We start from the raw sequence: 15,468 nt of genomic DNA on the forward strand, positions 1-15,468 counted from the left end.
TTCATCCACATCCGTATCAGGAGGTAGCCCATGGGTTGGCTGCTATGGCTCGCAGGGGCCCTTGTCCTCATCGTCATCGAGACCCTCACCGCCGAGCTGACCTTCCTCATGATCGCCGGCGGCGCGCTGGGCGCCGCCGGGGCCTCGGCCCTGGGCGCCCCGGCGTGGGCCCAGGTCGTCGTCTTCGCCTCGGTCTCGGCACTGCTGCTCTTCGCCGTGCGCCCCTGGGCCAGGCGACGGCTCGCCTCGACGACGCCGGAGATGCGCACCAATGCCGAGGCCCTGGTGGGCCGGCAGGCCATCACCCTGACGGTGGTGGACGATCAGGGCGGCAGGATCCGCCTGGACGGGGCGGAGTGGAGCGCGCGCCTGGCGCCGGCCGGGGGCGGCGAGCCGCTCTCCGCGGGGGCCCAGGTCAGCGTGGTCGATATCGACGGCGCCATCGCCGTCGTCGCCCCCGCCACCGGTGCCACCCCCGCGACCAGCGGATCCGGATCACCGATCACCACTGAGAGCAACTACTGAGACCCGAGCCCCAGGAGGCCCTTCACCGTGGACGGCATCACCATCGTTCCCCTTCTCATCCTTCTGCTCCTCGCACTGTTCGTCATCATCGCGATCTTCCGCGCGGTGCGGATCGTGCCGCAGAGCTACGCCATTATCGTCGAGCGCCTGGGCAAGTTCCAGGCCGAGTACGGGGCCGGCCTGCACTTCCTGGTCCCCTTCATCGACCGGGTCCGCAACACGGTGGACCTGCGTGAGCAGGTCGTGTCCTTCCCGCCCCAGCCGGTCATCACCTCCGACAACCTCGTGGTGAGCATCGACTCGGTCATCTACTACCAGGTCACCGACCCCAAGCGGGCGACCTACGAGATCGCCAACTACCTCCAGGCCATCGAGCAGCTGACCGTCACCACCCTGCGTAATGTCATCGGCTCCATGGACCTGGAGCAGACCCTGACCAGCCGCGACCAGATCAACGGCCAGCTGCGCGGAGTGCTGGACCAGGCCACTGGCCGCTGGGGCATCCGCGTGAGCAATGTCGAGCTGAAGTCCATCGACCCGCCGGCCTCCATCCAGGGCGCCATGGAGCAGCAGATGCGCGCCGAGCGCGACCGCCGCGCCGCGATCCTCACCGCCGAGGGCGTCAAGCAGTCCCAGATCCTCACCGCCGAGGGCGACAAGCAGTCGGCGATCCTGCGCGCCGAGGGCCAGGCCCAGTCGGCGATCCTCAAGGCCCAGGGCGAGTCGCGCGCCATCCTCCAGGTCTTCGACGCCATCCACCGCGGCAATGCCGATCCCAAGCTGCTGGCCTACCAGTACCTGCAGACCCTGCCCAAGATCGCCAATGGCTCGTCGTCCAAGATGTGGATCGTGCCCACGGAGTTCACCGCCGCCCTGGACGGCATCTCCGGGGCCCTGGGCGGCAGGTCCGGCGGGCCGGCGCCCCAGGACCCCTCGGGGCCCGGGGACGGCGACCCGGTGGGCGTGGACCTGTCGGGGACCTCGGTGGACCTGGGGATCGCCTCGGATCTGGCGGCCACCAACCTCCAGACCCCGGAGGAGGCCCTGGCCCAGGCCCGGGGCGAGGCGGAGTCGGCCTCCCAGGAGGCGAGCGAGGAGGTTCCCGGGGCGCCCAGGAGGCCGCAGGCCGCGCCAACCGCACCGTCCCGGCCCGCCTCGCCGGCTCCGCCGTCGGTGCCGCCGGCCCCCGGGAGCGCCCCGACCGGCCCGGCCGCGCCGGGCTCGGGCTACGGCATCAGCGGCGAGCCCCACGGCGATGGCCGGGGGTACCCCCACCAGTGAGTCCGTGACGGGCGGGTGGGACCCGCCCCGGGCCCGCGCAGCACGGCGGGAGGCAGAGGCAGTACCGTTGACCGGGTGCCCCGCCCTCCCGCCGTTGCGCGCCCCGCGACCGCCCGCATCCCACCGATCCCGGCCCCCGGGCCCGGCGCCCCGGCCGCGCCGGCCGCGCCGGCGGTCCCGGGCGATGAGGGGGCGGGGGCATGCTGATCGAGCTCAGCGGCCCCGATGAGCGCCTGGCCGACTACACCGGCCTGACCGACGTCGCCCTGCGCCGCCGCCTGGAGACCGAGCGGGGCCTGTACATGGCCGAGTCCACCAAGGTCATCACCCGGGCGGTGGCCGCGGGGCACGAGCCCCGCTCCTTCCTCATGGCCCCGCGCCACTACGAGGAGATGGCCCCGGTGATCGCCGCTGCCGCCGGCTGCGGGGGCCGGGCCGACGGCGGGGCGGTGCCGGTGCTCCTGGCGCCCGAGGAGGTGCTGGAGTCGATCACCGGCTTCCACCTGCACCGCGGGGCGCTGGCCGCCATGAACCGCCCCGAGCTGGCGGGCGTGGGGGAGCTGCTGGCCTCGGCGCGCGGGGGCGCGGGGGCCCGGCGAGTGGCGGTCCTGGAGGACCTGGTGGACCACACCAATGTGGGGGCGGCCTTCCGCAGCGCCGCCGCCCTGGGCATGGACGCCGTGCTGGTGACCCCCCGCTGCGCCGACCCCCTCTACCGGCGCAGTGTGAGGGTGTCCATGGGCACGGTCTTCCAGGTGCCCTGGACCCGGATCGACCCGTGGCCGGCCATGGGCGAGCTGCATGCGGCGGGCCTGACGGTGGCGGCCCTGGCGCTGAGCCCCGAGGCGGTCACCCTCGAGGACTTCGCCGCCTCGCCGGCCTGCACGGCTCCCGATTCGCGGGTGGCCCTCGTGCTGGGCACGGAGGGGGACGGGCTGGGGCGGCGGACTGTGGCGGGGGCCGATACGGTGGTGCGCATCCCCATGGCCGGGGAGGTGGACTCCCTCAACGTGGCCGCTGCGGCCGCCGTCGCCTTCTGGGCGCTGCGGGTCGGGCCCTGAGCGGCGGCGCCCGGGGCGGGCCCCCCGGGATGCTGCGGGGCGCGGTGCGTGGGAGACTCGGGCATGGCCAAGAAGCACCCGAGGATGGACCGGGCCCTGTACGAGTCCGAGCTGCTGCGGCTCCAGGCGGAGCTGGTGGAGATGCAGGAGTGGGTGAGGGCCACCGGGGCCAGGATCGTCGTGATCTTCGAGGGCCGCGACGCCGCGGGCAAGGGCGGGGCGATCAAGCGCATCACCGAGTACCTCAACCCGCGCGTCGCGCGCGTGGTGGCCCTGCCCGCCCCCACGGAGCGGGAGCGCGGCCAGTGGTACTTCCAGCGCTACATCGCCCACCTGCCCAGCGCTGGTGAGATCTGCCTGCTCGACCGCTCCTGGTACAACCGGGCGGGGATCGAGCATGTCATGGGCTACTGCACCCCGGCGGAGCACCGGCGCTTCCTCCAGCAGTGCCCGGTCTTCGAGCGCATGCTCGTCGATGACGGCATCCTGCTGCGCAAGTACTGGTTCTCGGTGTCCCGCAAGGAGCAGTACAGGCGATTCGAGTCCCGCATGACCGACCCGATGCGGCGCTGGAAGCTCTCGCCCATGGACCTGGAGTCGATCACCCGGTGGGAGGACTACTCGCGGGCCAAGGACGAGATGCTCGTCCACACCGATATCGACGCCGCCCGCTGGCACGTGGTGGAGGCCGAGGACAAGCGCAAGGCCCGGATCAACATGATCCACCACCTGCTGGGCTCCATCCCCTACCGCAGGGTGGAGCGGCCCGAGATGGTCCTCCCCGCCCGCCCGTCGTCGAACGGCTACCAGCGCATGGACCGCTCCCTCCAGCTGGAGGTGCCCGATCACGCGGGGACGCTGAGCGCGGCCGATGCGCGGGGCGCCTACGTGGACGTGGAGGATGAGGGCCTTCACGGCCGCGGGGATGAGGGCGCGGGGGCGCACTGAGCAGATGGAGCAGGGGCGGGGCGCTCCTTGCGCCCCGCCCCTGCTCAGGCGGACGGATCAGGCGGGATGGCCCGCATGGGGCCCGCCGGGTGGGCTCACTCGTCCTTGGCGGTGATCCTCAGCAGCGGGGCGCCGGAGGCGACCTCACCGCTGGGAATGACCTCCACGGAGGCGAAGGAGGCGGTGTTGGTCACCAGCACCGGGGTGGTCAGCGGGTAGCCGGCCCCCTCGATGACCTTGCGGTCCACACGCACGAGCTCCTGGCCCGCCGTGACCCGATCGCCCTGGGAGACCTTGACGTCGAAGCCCTTGCCCTCCAGGTTGACGGTGTCCAGGCCGACGTGGATGAGGATCTCCACGCCGTTGTCCAGGGTGATGCCGTAGGCGTGCCCGGAGGCGGGGGCCACGAGCACCTTGCCGTCCGCCGGGGCGGTCACCACGATGTCGCCCTCGGGGTTGACGCCGACTCCCTGGCCGACGGCGCCCGAGGAGAAGACCGGGTCGGCCACCTCGTCGAGGGGCAGGACCGTGCCGGCCAGCGGGGCGACGAGCTCGGTGACGGTACCGGGCACGAGGGCCGCCTTGGGGGCCTCGGCCGCGGCGGAGTCGGCCTCAGCGGCCGCCTCATTGGCGGCCTCGGCGGCGGGGGCGGTGGCCTCAGCGGCCACGGCACCGGCTGCGCCACCGGCGGCGGCCAGGGCCTCGGCGCGCTCCTCCTTGGTGCGGTAGTCGGTGATGATGATGAGGGTCATCGAGGTCGCGAAGGCGGCGGCGATGGCGATGATGTAGAGCACCACCGGGGAGAAGACCGGGATGGTGAACAGGGAGGTGAACACGAAGGTGGAGGCCTTGAGGCCACCGCCCAGGCCCACGATGAGGCCGCCGACGGCACAGCCCACGAGCATGCGCGGGTAGATGCGCTTGAAGCGCAGGTGGATGCCGTAGAGGCTCGGCTCGGAGATACCGCCCATGAGGCCGGCGGCCAGGGCGCCGGAGGCGGTCTGGCGCATGACCTTGTCCTTGTCGCGGATGGCCAGGACGAGCACACCGGCGGTGGCGCCGAAGCAGGCGAAGTTCCAGGCGCCCATGGGGCCCTGGATGAAGTCGTAGCCCAGGGTCTGGATGTTGACGAGCATGAGCGCGTTGAGCGGCCAGTGCAGGCCCAGCGGCACCAGGAAGGGGTAGATGAGCGGGATGAGGATCGCGAAGACGATGGGCGCGTGCCCGTTGAGCCAGGCCAGCCCGGCGCCGATGCCGTTACCGGCCCACACGCCGATCGGGCCCAGGACGAAGGCGGTCACCGGCATCATGATGACGAAGGCGAAGAAGGGCACGAAGACCATCTGCAGGTTGGCCGGGAAGATCCTGGTCAGCAGCTTGTAGACCAGCGCCAGCACCGCGACCATCATGAGGGGAACGAAGACCTGGCCGCCGTAGTCGTTGAGCTGCATGGGAAGGCCGAAGATCTTGGCCACACAGGACTCGGTGCCCAGGGTCGCGTTGGTGGTGCAGGTGACCTGGTCGGAGAACATGCGGCCCGCCGTGTAGAGGCCCGAGCCCTCCGTGGTCTCGGTGTAGGACGTCGAGCCCAGGCTGATGAAGTTGGGCGTGAGCAGCGAGGCCATGACGGCCGTGCCCACCCAGGGGTCGATGTTGAGCTTCTTGGAGGCGTTGTAGGCCACCATGACGGGCAGGAAGTAGAACACCGAGCGCCACATGGCGTCGACGAAGACCCAGGAGGCGCCCTTGGCGGCGTCGTCGCGGAAGTCGACCACCCCGAGGGCGTCCAGGAAGGCCTCGAAGGCGATGATGAGGGAGGCGCCCAGCAGCACCGGGAGGAGGGGGCGGAAGGAGTCCGAGAGGTACTCGAAGAAGGCGTCGACGTAGGCGTTCTTGCCGCGGGCCTTGGCGCGCGCGGCGGCCTTGACATCGGCGTCGGAGCCGCCCGAGCCCTTGGCCTTCATGGCGGGCAGGTTGCTGATCTCGTTGTACACCCCCTGCACGGCCCCGCCGATGATGATCTGGTAGCGGTCCCCGGACTGGGGGACTGCGCCCATGACGCCCGGGATCGCCTCGACCGCGGCCTTGTCGATGCCGGAGGCGTCGTGGAGCTCGAAGCGCAGGCGGGTGGCGCAGTGGGTGAGATGGACGATGTTGCCAGCGCCACCGACGGCGTCGAGGATCGCCTGTGGGGTGGACGTGGTGGTTGCCATGTGTGGCCTTTCCCGGTGGCGTGGTCGGTCGGGCACCTGTCATAGATGCCGGGAGGGGACGACCAGCTCACCGCTTGTCGCGTGCCGTCAAGGGCGACGGTTCAGGACCAGGCTACTGCCATGCGGCGAAATCTCATAGAACGGGTTGGCGCGGGCCTCCTACGGATGCGGTGCGGCTTCTGCCGTATCCCGCCGGGCCCGGGATGACGGGGCGGGCCGTGCACCCCAGTGCGGCGAAGTGGCGCCTGCGCGGCGCGCATTTCACAGGGGCGCAGGACCGCGGATGACGCCGCGCTCCCGGAGCCGCAGTCTGGGGCCGTGCCCCACCGGGGCGCCGCGGTCAGCCGCGCAACGATCCCGCCCCTGAGGAGAAGAGCCCATGAGCACCACGACCACGAACCCGGATCTCGCGCCCGCCGCCTCGCCGGCCGCCCCGGCGGGCCCCCCGGCCCGCGACCGGGGCGCCGACGGCGGCCCGTCCCCCGCCATCCTCCAGCCGCCGCCCTTCCCGGAGCGCCGCGAGGAGGGGCTCTACGGCCCTGCCGGATGGAGCGTGCGGGTGGGGATGTGGCCCCTGCTCGCCCAGTGGCCCGACCCCCGGCGCAGTGCGGGCCTGGCCCCCGCCGGCTGGTGCGGGCCCTCCCTGATCGACGGCCGAGCCAGGCCCGTGAGCGACTACGTGCCCTACCAGGGGCTGGATGCCGCGACCTGCCGCCGCCTGCTGGAGATCCTGCCCGAGGCGGCCCTGGCCGACCGGCAGAACCTGGCCCCCACCCTCCGCGCGATGCTCACCGCCTGCGCGCGGGCCGATGGCCAGGTGCGCGTGTCGGGGTACGGCATCGGCCCCCAGCGCGAGGATGAGCGCCTGAGCGCCGAGGCCCTGTGGGTGGCCGACCCCGACCTGCTGGGGATCGAGGTCCACCCCGAGCACCGGGGGGACTGCCAGTGCGACCGCCTGTGGGTCGAGGTCTCCTCCCGCTACCGCCTGGACGGCCTGGCCATGCCCGACGAGATCCTGCGCACCCGCCCCGAGTGGGCCGGGGGAGCCCAGGGCTGGTGGCTGTGGTGGGACTGACGTCCCCGATGGGCCGCCGAGCCGTACGATGGCGCGCGTGATCAGCGTCCAGGACCTCACCATGCGCATCGGCGCCCGCCAGCTCGTCGGCGGGGCCTCCTTCAGAGTCGACAAGGGCATGCGCATCGGGCTGGTGGGCCGCAATGGTGCGGGCAAGACCACGATGACCAAGCTGCTGGCCGCCAGCGCGGTGGCCCAGGGCTCGGGCCGGCCGGTGGCCGACGCCGATGAGCGCCACGGCCTGGAGGCCGTCGAGCACGAGGGCACCATCACCTGCAACGGCTCGGTGGGCTACCTGCCCCAGGACACCAAGGTCGGCGACCTGGAGGAGTCCGCCCGTGACCGCATCCTATCGGCCCGTGGCATCGACCAGCTCCTGGCCCGCATCCGCAAGGCCGAGGAGCGCATCGCCACCACTGAGGGCGACGCCCAGGCCAAGGCCCTGGACCGGTACACGCGCCTGGACCACGAGTTCACCATGGCCGGCGGCTATGCGGCGGCCTCCGAGGCTGCCCGCATCGCCGCGGCCCTGGGCCTGCCCGACCGGGTCCTGGACCAGCCCATCGGCACCCTCTCGGGCGGGCAGCGGCGGCGCGTCGAGCTGGCCCGCGTCCTGTTCCAGCAGCCCGAGACCCTCCTGCTCGATGAGCCCACCAACCACCTCGACCACGACTCGGTGCTGTGGCTGCGCGATCACCTGCGCACCTACTCCGGCGGCTTCGTGGTCATCAGCCACGACGTCGAGCTGCTGCGCGACACGGTCAACCAGGTGATGCACCTCGATGCGGGCCGCGGCGCGCTGGACGTCTACCACCTGGGCTGGGACGCCTACCTCAAGCAGCGGGCGGAGGACGAGCACCGCCGTCGTCGCGAGCGGGCCAATGCGGAGAAGAAGGCGGCCGCCCTGCGCGCCCAGGGGGAGAAGATGCGCGCCAAGGCCACCAAGGCCGTGGCCGCCCAGCAGATGCTCAAGCGGGCCGACCGGCTCCTGGCCGGGCTGGAGGAGGAGGCCCAGGTGGAGCGGGTGGCCCACCTGCGCTTCCCCGACCCCGCCCCCTGCGGCAGGACGCCGCTGCGGGCCAGGGGCCTGTCGAAGGCCTACGGCTCCCTGGAGGTCTTCGCCGGGGTGGACCTGGCCATCGACCGCGGCTCGCGCGTGGTGGTCCTGGGCCTCAACGGCGCGGGCAAGACCACGCTCCTGCGGCTCCTGGGCGGGGTGGAGGAGGCCGACTCCGGTGAGGTCGTGCCCGGCCACGGCCTGCGGATCGGCTACTACGCCCAGGAGCACGAGACCATCGATGACACCGACACGGTGGTGGGCAACCTGCGCCGCGCGGCCCCCGGCATGGACGACACCCAGGTGCGCAGCGTCCTGGGCTCCTTCCTCTTCTCCGGCGCCGACGCGGACAAGCCCGCCCGGGTCCTCTCCGGCGGGGAGAAGACCCGGCTGGCCCTGGCGATGCTCGTGGTCTCCTCGGCCAATGTGCTGCTGCTGGATGAGCCCACCAACAACCTGGACCCGGCCAGCCGCCAGGAGATCCTGCGGGCCCTGGCCACCTTCACCGGCGCCGTGGTGCTGGTCACCCACGATGAGGGGGCGGTGGAGGCCCTGGCCCCCGACCGGGTCCTGCTGCTGCCTGACGGGGATGAGGACCTGTGGGGCGAGGAGTACATGGAGCTGGTGACCCTGGCCTGAGCCGCCCGTGCCGGGGGCCGGGGGACGGCGGCGGGACACGGTGAGGGCCCTCACTGCGGCTGCCGGTGCGCGAGAGCGTAATGTGGTGCGGGAACAAGGCAGGACGCCGAGGCGTTCGCCCCGACGGAGGGCCCGCCCCCTCCCGATTGCGCAGTGCCCCCGTGGCACCCGAGCACCGCCTCACAGGAGAAACAAGAGACATGGCACAGAGCGCCCCGACCGACACCCTCACCGAGGCCCCCGAGCACGAGGTCATCCTGACCGAGACCGCCGCCGCCAAGGTGGCGAGCCTGCTCATCCAGGAGGGCCGCGACGACCTGCGCCTGCGCGTGGCCGTGCAGCCCGGGGGCTGCTCCGGCCTGGTCTACCAGCTCTACTTCGACGAGCGCCTGCTCGACGGCGACGCCCTGCGCGCCTTCCCCACCGGTGGGGCCGAGCTGGAGTCCGTGGAGGTGGTCGTGGACCGCATGAGCGTGCCCTACCTCTCAGGCGCCACCATCGACTTCGCCGACACCATCGAGAAGCAGGGCTTCACCATCGACAACCCCAATGCCGCGGGGACCTGCGCCTGCGGGGAGTCCTTCAACTGAGCTCCCGCCCTCGCACCGGGGTGCGGGCCATCCACGGGCCCCGGCCGGCTCCGCCATCCGGGCCCCCGGCGACACGCATCGCGCCGTCGGCTCCCGCTGGGGGCCGACGGCGCCGTGCACGATGGGCCCTGGCCCGCCCAACCCGCGCCTGCCCGGCCCTCCCGGGGGCACGCCCCTCTCCCTCCTCTTCGACCGCCTCATCTCAAGGAGCACCTGTGCGTCGCACGCCCCTGACCCTGACCACCCTGGCCCTGGCGGCCTGCCTCACCCTGGCCGGGTGCGGGCAGTCCTCCACCGAGCCCGACGCCACCGCCAGCAGCAGTGCGCCCGTGGCAGCGCCCACCCCGGTGGACTGCGCGACGGTGACGGTGGACTCCGACGCCAAGACCCTGCCCACCCTCTCGGGCTCCGAGGGCCAGGAGCCGGCGGTCTCCTGGGGCGGGGGAGAGGCCCCCGAGAACCTCACCGTCAAGACCCTCTCGCAGGGCGAGGGCGCGGAGATCTCCGCCGAGGACACCGTCGTCGTCAACTACGTGGGCTGGAAGTGGGGCGATCAGGATCCCTTCGACACCTCATGGAAGCCGGATCCCGCCTCCGCCACCGCCTCGGCCACCACGGCCCCCACCCCTATGGCCTTCTCCCTGTCCGGTGTCATCCCCGGATGGACCTGCGGCCTGCAGGGCGCCCATGTGGGGGACCGCCTGCTCATGTCGATCCCCGGCGAGCTGGCCTACGGGGAGCAGGCGACCGGCCCGGAGGCCGCCCAGCAGCAGTCCCAGCCGCAGGGTCCGCCCACGGGCGACCTGGTCTTCTTCGTCGATGTGCTGGGCGGCGGCAGCCCCGAGGAGATCGCCGCGGGCACCAAGGACGCGGTGATGGAGGGCGAGGCGGCCCTGGCCGAGCGCGGCGTGAGCGTCAGCGGGAACCTGGGCGAGGCGGCCACCCTGAGCATCGAGGAGGGCGCCGCCGAGCCCACCGAGTACGAGGTCATCGTCCTGGCCCGGGGCAGTGGCGCGCCCCTGGAGGTCGGCTCGCAGTTCCTCGCCCACATCGCCGGCTCGCCCTGGCCGGGGGCAGGCCAGCAGCAGGGCAGCCAGCCCTCCTCCACCTGGGAGCAGAACACCCCCCAGGTGATCGCCGTCGACGAGCAGCAGCTCAAGGGCCTGGTGGGCGTGCCCGCGGGCTCGCGCGTGGTCGTCCTGGCGCCCAAGGATGATTCCACCGGCGTGCCGGCGGGCGCCTTCATCATGGATGTCGAGCAGGTGCTCTGACCAGGCGCTCCGAGGCGGCCGGATCGGCCCCGCAGATGCGCTCGGCCCCGCGAACCGCCTGGTTCGCGGGGCCGAGGCCCTGCCTGCGGCCCGCTCAGCGCAGGACGAGGCCCTCACCCTTGGCCACGGCCTCGGCCAGGCGCTCGGAGACGTCCTGCCAGTTGGCGATGTTCCAGATCGCGGCCACGTAGTCGGCCTTGACGTTGAGGTAGTCCAGGTAGAAGGCGTGCTCCCACATGTCCACCAGGAACAGCGGGATGGCGCCCAGGGGCAGGTTGGACTGGTGGTCGTAGACCTGGAAGATCACCAGCTTGCCGGAGATGGTGTCGTAGGCCAGCACCGCCCAGCCCGAGCCCTGGATGCCCAGGGCGGCCGCGGCGAACTGGGCCTGGAACCTCTCGAAGGAGCCGAAGGAGTCCTTGATGGCCTCGGCCAGCTCGCCCTCGGGCTCGCCGCCTCCGTTGGGGGACAGGTTCTTCCAGAAGACCGTGTGGTTGGTGTGCCCGGCCAGGTTGAAGGCCAGGTTCTTCTCCCACAGGTTGATGGCGCCCAGGTCGCCGCTCTCGCGGGCGGCGGCCAGGGCCTCCAGGGCGGCGTTGGCCCCGGCGACGTAGGCGGCGTGGTGCTTGTCGTGGTGGAGCTCCATGATCCTCCCGGAGATGTGGGGCTCCAGGGCGGCGTAGTCGTAGGGGAGCTCGGGCAGGGTGTAAACGGCCATCGAGGGCTGCCTTTCTTCGGCGATGAAGCTCCAGCCCACATAGGTGGGACTGAAGTCCCGGACAAGGATGATGGTAGGCGCAGTCCCCGCGGCGGAGAAGGGGGCGGGCCCCGGCCGCCTGTGATTACACTGACCGCTGAACGCCCTGTCCACGCACGGCCCGCGCGCCGGGCGCCGACCATGGAGGATCGCATGACCCATCAGGCCGCTTCCCAGCGCCTCGAGCTCCTCGTCTTCTCCGACGACGCCGCGGTGCGCCGCGAGGTCATCGAGGGCGTCGGGCGGCGCCCCGCCAAGGGCCTGCCGCTGGTGTCCTGGAAGGAGGCCGCCACGGCCGAGGGCGTGCGCATGGCCATCAAGGACCGCAGTGAGGAGGGGCTGGCGCCCTTCGACGCCCTGGTCCTGGACGCCGAGGCCAAGAAGCTGGGGGGCATGGGGCTGGCCCATGAGCTGTTCACCGAGCTCGACCAGCGCCCGCCGGTGGTGTTGCTGACCGCCCGGCCCCAGGACGCCTGGCTGTCGGCCTGGGCCAAGGCCGAGGCCGTCGTCCCGCGGCCGCTGGATCCGCTGAGCCTCCAGGAGGCGGTGACCGCGGCGCTGACGGCCCGGCCCGGGAGCGTCGTCCCCGCGGGCTGAGCGCTCCCAGGGCTCACGGCTCGGCGTCGAGCACCTTGCGGTGGCGCGCCGCCGAGCCCAGGGGCCAGGCCAGGCACTGCGGGTCGCCCTCGACCTCGACCAGGCGCGCCCCCTCATCGAGCGCCCAGTCGGCCAGCAGGAGCGTCTCCTCCGCGCTGGCGCCCTGCCCGACGCGCTCGGGGCGCTCAACGACCCGGGCACTGGCCCGCAGGGCCGCCACCCCGGGGCGGGGGTCCGCCCCGGGCGGGGTGGACATGGACCCGGCCAGCATGCCCCAGCGCACGGCGATGAGCTCCCAGCCCCCGCCCTGGCGGCGCCGGGCGGCGATGAGGTGGGGGCAGGCCAGCAGGGGCCGGGCCCGCTCGGCCCGCAGCGCCCCGTGGAGGAGGGAGCGCAGGCGCTGCGTCCAGGCCCCCGCCTCCTCGTAGCGCTGGTCGGCGGCCAGGGCGGCGATGCGCTCCAGCAGGGGCGCGGCCACCAGATCGATATGCCCCGACAGGCAGGCGGCCGCCTGGTCGGCGGTGGCGGGGGCGTCGTCGCGGCGCACCCGGCGAGGCCCGTGGCCGTCCCAGCGGCGCAGGCGCAGCACCGACTCGGCGGCGCGCAGGGCCTCCTGTCCCCGGCCGCGCGAGGCGAAAGGCCCGATCGCGCGGCCGACCTCCTCGGTGGGCAGGACGGTGGTCAGCGCCAGCCGGGGCTCGGCACCCGGGCCCTGGGCCAGGTGGAGCCAGGGCTGGCGGCGCGGGGCCCGGGAGCGCCGGTTGACCGGCGGATCGAGCTCGGCGATGAGCCGCAACTCGCGCACCCGCGCCTCGATGAGCGTGGGGGTGGCGATGTGGCGCACGCTCACCGTCGTGTCCAGCATCTGCGCCACCTTGCGGCGCCTCTCCGCGGCGGTGAAGTAGGAGCGCACCCGGCGCCTGAGATCCACGGCGCTGCCGACGTAGAGCACCTGGCCCGCCGCGGAGCAGAACTGGTAGACGCCGGGGCAGGCGGGCAGGGGGTCGGCCAGGCGGCTCTTGGCGCGCCGGCGCGCGGGCACGGGGTCGGTGGCGGTGGCCAGGTCCTCCAGGTGGGTGACCCCCAGGGGCGCCAGTGCCTCCAGGGCCGCGTGCAGGACGTCGACGGTGGCGCGGGCGTCGTCCAGGGCGCGGTGGGTGGGGCGGGTGGGGGAGCCGACGAAGGCGGCCAGGGTGGCCAGCCGGTGGTTGGGGACGTCGCTGCGGCTCCAGGCCCGGCGGGCCAGGGCCAGGGTGTCCAGGACTCGGGGCACGGCCCAGTCCCGGCCGCTGTGCTGGGCCGCGGCGCGCAGGTGGCTGAGGTCGAAGCGCGCGTTGTGGGCCACGAGCACGGTCTCCTCCCGGGGCGCTGCGCCGTCGGCCCAGGCGAGGAAGGCCTCCATGGCGGCGCCGACGGCGGGGGCGCCGGCGACCATGGCGTTGGTGATGCCGGTGAGCACGGTGATCTGGGCGGGGATGGCAGCCCCGGGGTTGACCAGGGTGGAGAACTCCTCCAGGACCCGGCCGCCGCGCACCTTGACCGCCCCGATCTCGGTCAGGGCGTGAGCGCCGGGGGCGCCGCCAGTGGTCTCGATATCGACCACCAGGAAGGTCACGTGGCTCAGGGGCGTGCCCAGGTCCTCCAGGCTGGCCTGGATGCCCGCAGGCGCCGTCATCGTCCCCGGCGGGGGCGGCGTCGACGGCGGAGTGCTCACCCGGGCAGGGTAGGGCAGGGCACCGACATCCGTGCCGCCGGGCCCGCCCGGCCCGGGCGCGCAACCCGGTGCGCGCATGCGCCCCCAGCACCTAGACTCGTATCCATACACGAGCGGCCCGACGGTCCTGGCCTCATCCTCCCCTGGTGATGCCGGTCCCGCACGGCGACCGCCTGACCCAGTAGTTGACAGGAGGCCCCGTGGGATACGGACCCATCAAGGCGACAGTCGGCCCGGCCCTGGAGATGCTCTACCAGCCCTGGATCCGCGGGGAGGAGAACATCCCGGCGGAGGGCGCCGCCATCCTGGCCTCCAATCACCTGGCAGTCATCGACTCCTTCTTCCTGCCGCTGCTGGTGGACCGCGAGGTGGCCTTCATCGGCAAGGCCGACTACTTCACCGGCAAGGGGGTCAAGGGCTGGGCGGTGAAGAACTTCATGAAGACGGTGGGCACGATCCCGGTGGACCGCAGCGGGGGCAAGGCATCCCAGGCGGCCCTCCAGGCGGGGATCGACCGCCTGCGCGCGGGGCACCTGTTCGGCATCTACCCCGAGGGGACCCGCAGCCCCGATGGGCGCCTCTACCGCGGCAAGACGGGCGTGGCCCGGATCACCCTGGCGACGGGGGCCCCGGTGGTCCCGGTGGCCATGATCGGCTCGAACCTGGCCCAGCCCATCGGCCAGGCCATCCCCTCCACCCGCCACCGGGTGGGGATCGTCATCGGGGAGCCGCTGGACTTCTCCCGCTACAAGGGGCTGGAGAACGACCGCTTCGTCCTGCGCTCGATCACCGATGAGATCATGTACGCCCTCATGGCCCTGTCCGGCCAGGAGTACGTGGATCTGTACGCCGCGGATGTCAAGAACGCGATGGACGCGGAGAAGAAGACCGCCGACGAGGTGGTCGCCGAGATGCTGGCGGCCCAGGCCCAGCGCCGACCCGCCGCCGCGCCCGTCTCCGCCCCCGGCGGCCGCCCCGCCCCGGAGGCGAGCGTGCCCGAGCCCCCGGATGAGGGCGACGGCGAGGCCGGCGAGGAGGAGTCGGGCACGGGGACCGCCGGCTGAGGGACGCGCGTTCCCAGGGCTCTGACCCTCTCGCGCCTTTGCTCCTGGTCTCGTAGGACAGACCTACGAGACCAGGAGCAAAGGCACGAGAGGGATCTTGGCCTTGCTGTGCCGGTGGGCCCCGAGGATCCAGATCTGTGGTCCCCGGCTGGATCAGAACTGGTGATCCGGATCCTGCAGCGAGATGTGCACGTGATCCTTGTGGTTGGCGCTCACGCTGCCCCTGTCCTTCTGCTTCTTCCAGCCTTCCTGGGGCCTGGTGAGGCTGAAGATCTTCTGATCGTGAATGACGTACCACACCTTCAGGCTGTGGGCGTTGTCCTTCGTCCACTCGGCCACGCGCTCCCGGTCCTCAGCACTGCCGAAGCAGTCCAGACCATTGCCGGTGTAGTGCGAGGAGCTCTTCTTGGCACTCTTGTAGGTGTTGCATTCCACGTTCGGGAACTCCTGCTCGATCCTGTCCTTGAGCCACTGGGACCGAGGGGTGTAGCCACCGTTGGATCCCCAGGCGGGGCCGTGGGGGTTATCGAGGTCCCCCGATTCCGCTGGCGGTGTGTTGGTGGTGTCGGTGCCGATCTGGTGGGAGGCGTTGTTGTTCTTCAGGGCGGGGTCGAGGTTGACGGAGGCTCCTGCGGGGATGGTCTGGCTGGCTCCCTTGTAGTTGGAGTTGTAGTAG

Annotated in this window: 14 protein-coding genes; 10 read left to right on the top strand and 4 right to left on the bottom strand. The window is 72.5% G+C overall.

The window, feature by feature from the left end:
* Positions 1 to 30: 30 nt before the first annotated feature.
* The 4 genes from J5X07_RS03070 to ppk2 all read left to right on the top strand — a co-directional run bounded on the left by J5X07_RS03070 (position 31) and on the right by ppk2 (position 3,815).
* Positions 31 to 525 (top strand): NfeD family protein, encoded by a 495-nt coding sequence (locus tag J5X07_RS03070; RefSeq protein WP_208478628.1) that lies wholly within the window; start codon positions 31 to 33, stop codon positions 523 to 525.
* A 27-nt stretch (positions 526 to 552) separates the two neighbouring features.
* Positions 553 to 1,806: an SPFH domain-containing protein gene (locus J5X07_RS03075; protein WP_341769387.1), complete on the top strand. Its 1,254-nt coding sequence runs from the start codon at positions 553 to 555 to the stop codon at positions 1,804 to 1,806.
* 200 nt (positions 1,807 to 2,006) lie between these two features.
* Positions 2,007 to 2,867: a TrmH family RNA methyltransferase gene (locus J5X07_RS03080; protein WP_208478629.1), complete on the top strand. Its 861-nt coding sequence runs from the start codon at positions 2,007 to 2,009 to the stop codon at positions 2,865 to 2,867.
* 84 nt (positions 2,868 to 2,951) lie between these two features.
* Positions 2,952 to 3,815: a polyphosphate kinase 2 gene (ppk2, locus tag J5X07_RS03085; RefSeq protein WP_208478650.1), complete on the top strand. Its 864-nt coding sequence runs from the start codon at positions 2,952 to 2,954 to the stop codon at positions 3,813 to 3,815.
* Between the two features lie 95 nt (positions 3,816 to 3,910).
* On the opposite strand, the gene J5X07_RS03090 is transcribed toward ppk2, so the two are convergent.
* The gene (locus tag J5X07_RS03090; RefSeq protein ID WP_208478630.1) at positions 3,911 to 6,028 is read right to left on the bottom strand and encodes a glucose PTS transporter subunit IIA; all 2,118 of its coding nucleotides are present in this window, start codon (positions 6,026 to 6,028) and stop codon (positions 3,911 to 3,913) included.
* 379 nt (positions 6,029 to 6,407) lie between these two features.
* Here J5X07_RS03090 and J5X07_RS03095 point away from each other — a divergent pair, with 379 nt between their 5' ends.
* From J5X07_RS03095 to J5X07_RS03110, 4 genes are all read left to right on the top strand, one after another.
* Positions 6,408 to 7,103: a hypothetical protein gene (locus J5X07_RS03095; RefSeq protein ID WP_243896364.1), complete on the top strand. Its 696-nt coding sequence runs from the start codon at positions 6,408 to 6,410 to the stop codon at positions 7,101 to 7,103.
* A gap of 37 nt (positions 7,104 to 7,140) precedes the next feature.
* Positions 7,141 to 8,799 carry an ABC-F family ATP-binding cassette domain-containing protein gene (locus J5X07_RS03100; protein WP_208478631.1) on the top strand — a complete coding sequence of 553 codons (1,659 nt, stop codon included), beginning with the start codon at positions 7,141 to 7,143 and terminating at the stop codon, positions 8,797 to 8,799.
* Positions 8,800 to 8,999: 200 nt separating this feature from the next.
* Positions 9,000 to 9,389 (top strand): HesB/IscA family protein, encoded by a 390-nt coding sequence (locus J5X07_RS03105; protein WP_124934775.1) that lies wholly within the window; start codon positions 9,000 to 9,002, stop codon positions 9,387 to 9,389.
* A gap of 215 nt (positions 9,390 to 9,604) precedes the next feature.
* On the top strand, positions 9,605 to 10,660 hold the full coding sequence (locus J5X07_RS03110; RefSeq protein ID WP_208478632.1) for an FKBP-type peptidyl-prolyl cis-trans isomerase: 1,056 nt from the start codon (positions 9,605 to 9,607) through the stop codon (positions 10,658 to 10,660).
* Between the two features lie 94 nt (positions 10,661 to 10,754).
* Here the strand turns inward: J5X07_RS03110 and J5X07_RS03115 are convergent, their stop codons facing one another.
* Positions 10,755 to 11,378 (bottom strand): superoxide dismutase, encoded by a 624-nt coding sequence (locus J5X07_RS03115; protein WP_124934777.1) that lies wholly within the window; start codon positions 11,376 to 11,378, stop codon positions 10,755 to 10,757.
* A gap of 192 nt (positions 11,379 to 11,570) precedes the next feature.
* Here J5X07_RS03115 and J5X07_RS03120 point away from each other — a divergent pair, with 192 nt between their 5' ends.
* Entirely contained in the window at positions 11,571 to 12,014 is a 444-nt protein-coding gene (locus tag J5X07_RS03120) for a response regulator (RefSeq protein ID WP_124934778.1), read from the top strand.
* Between the two features lie 13 nt (positions 12,015 to 12,027).
* Here the strand turns inward: J5X07_RS03120 and J5X07_RS03125 are convergent, their stop codons facing one another.
* Positions 12,028 to 13,689, bottom strand: a complete 1,662-nt coding sequence (locus tag J5X07_RS03125) for a DEDD exonuclease domain-containing protein (protein ID WP_208478651.1) — start codon at positions 13,687 to 13,689, stop codon at positions 12,028 to 12,030.
* A gap of 239 nt (positions 13,690 to 13,928) precedes the next feature.
* Between J5X07_RS03125 and J5X07_RS03130 the strand changes: the two genes are divergently transcribed.
* Positions 13,929 to 14,792 carry a lysophospholipid acyltransferase family protein gene (locus J5X07_RS03130; RefSeq protein ID WP_208478633.1) on the top strand — a complete coding sequence of 288 codons (864 nt, stop codon included), beginning with the start codon at positions 13,929 to 13,931 and terminating at the stop codon, positions 14,790 to 14,792.
* A 153-nt stretch (positions 14,793 to 14,945) separates the two neighbouring features.
* Here J5X07_RS03130 and J5X07_RS03135 read toward each other — a convergent pair.
* Positions 14,946 to 15,468 (bottom strand): VldE C-terminal domain-containing protein (locus tag J5X07_RS03135; RefSeq protein WP_481736483.1); only part of this gene is annotated, 523 nt, incomplete at its 5' end.

It is taken from the genome of Actinomyces bowdenii (assembly GCF_017592395.1).
Taxonomy (GTDB): Bacteria; Actinomycetota; Actinomycetes; order Actinomycetales; family Actinomycetaceae; genus Actinomyces; species Actinomyces bowdenii.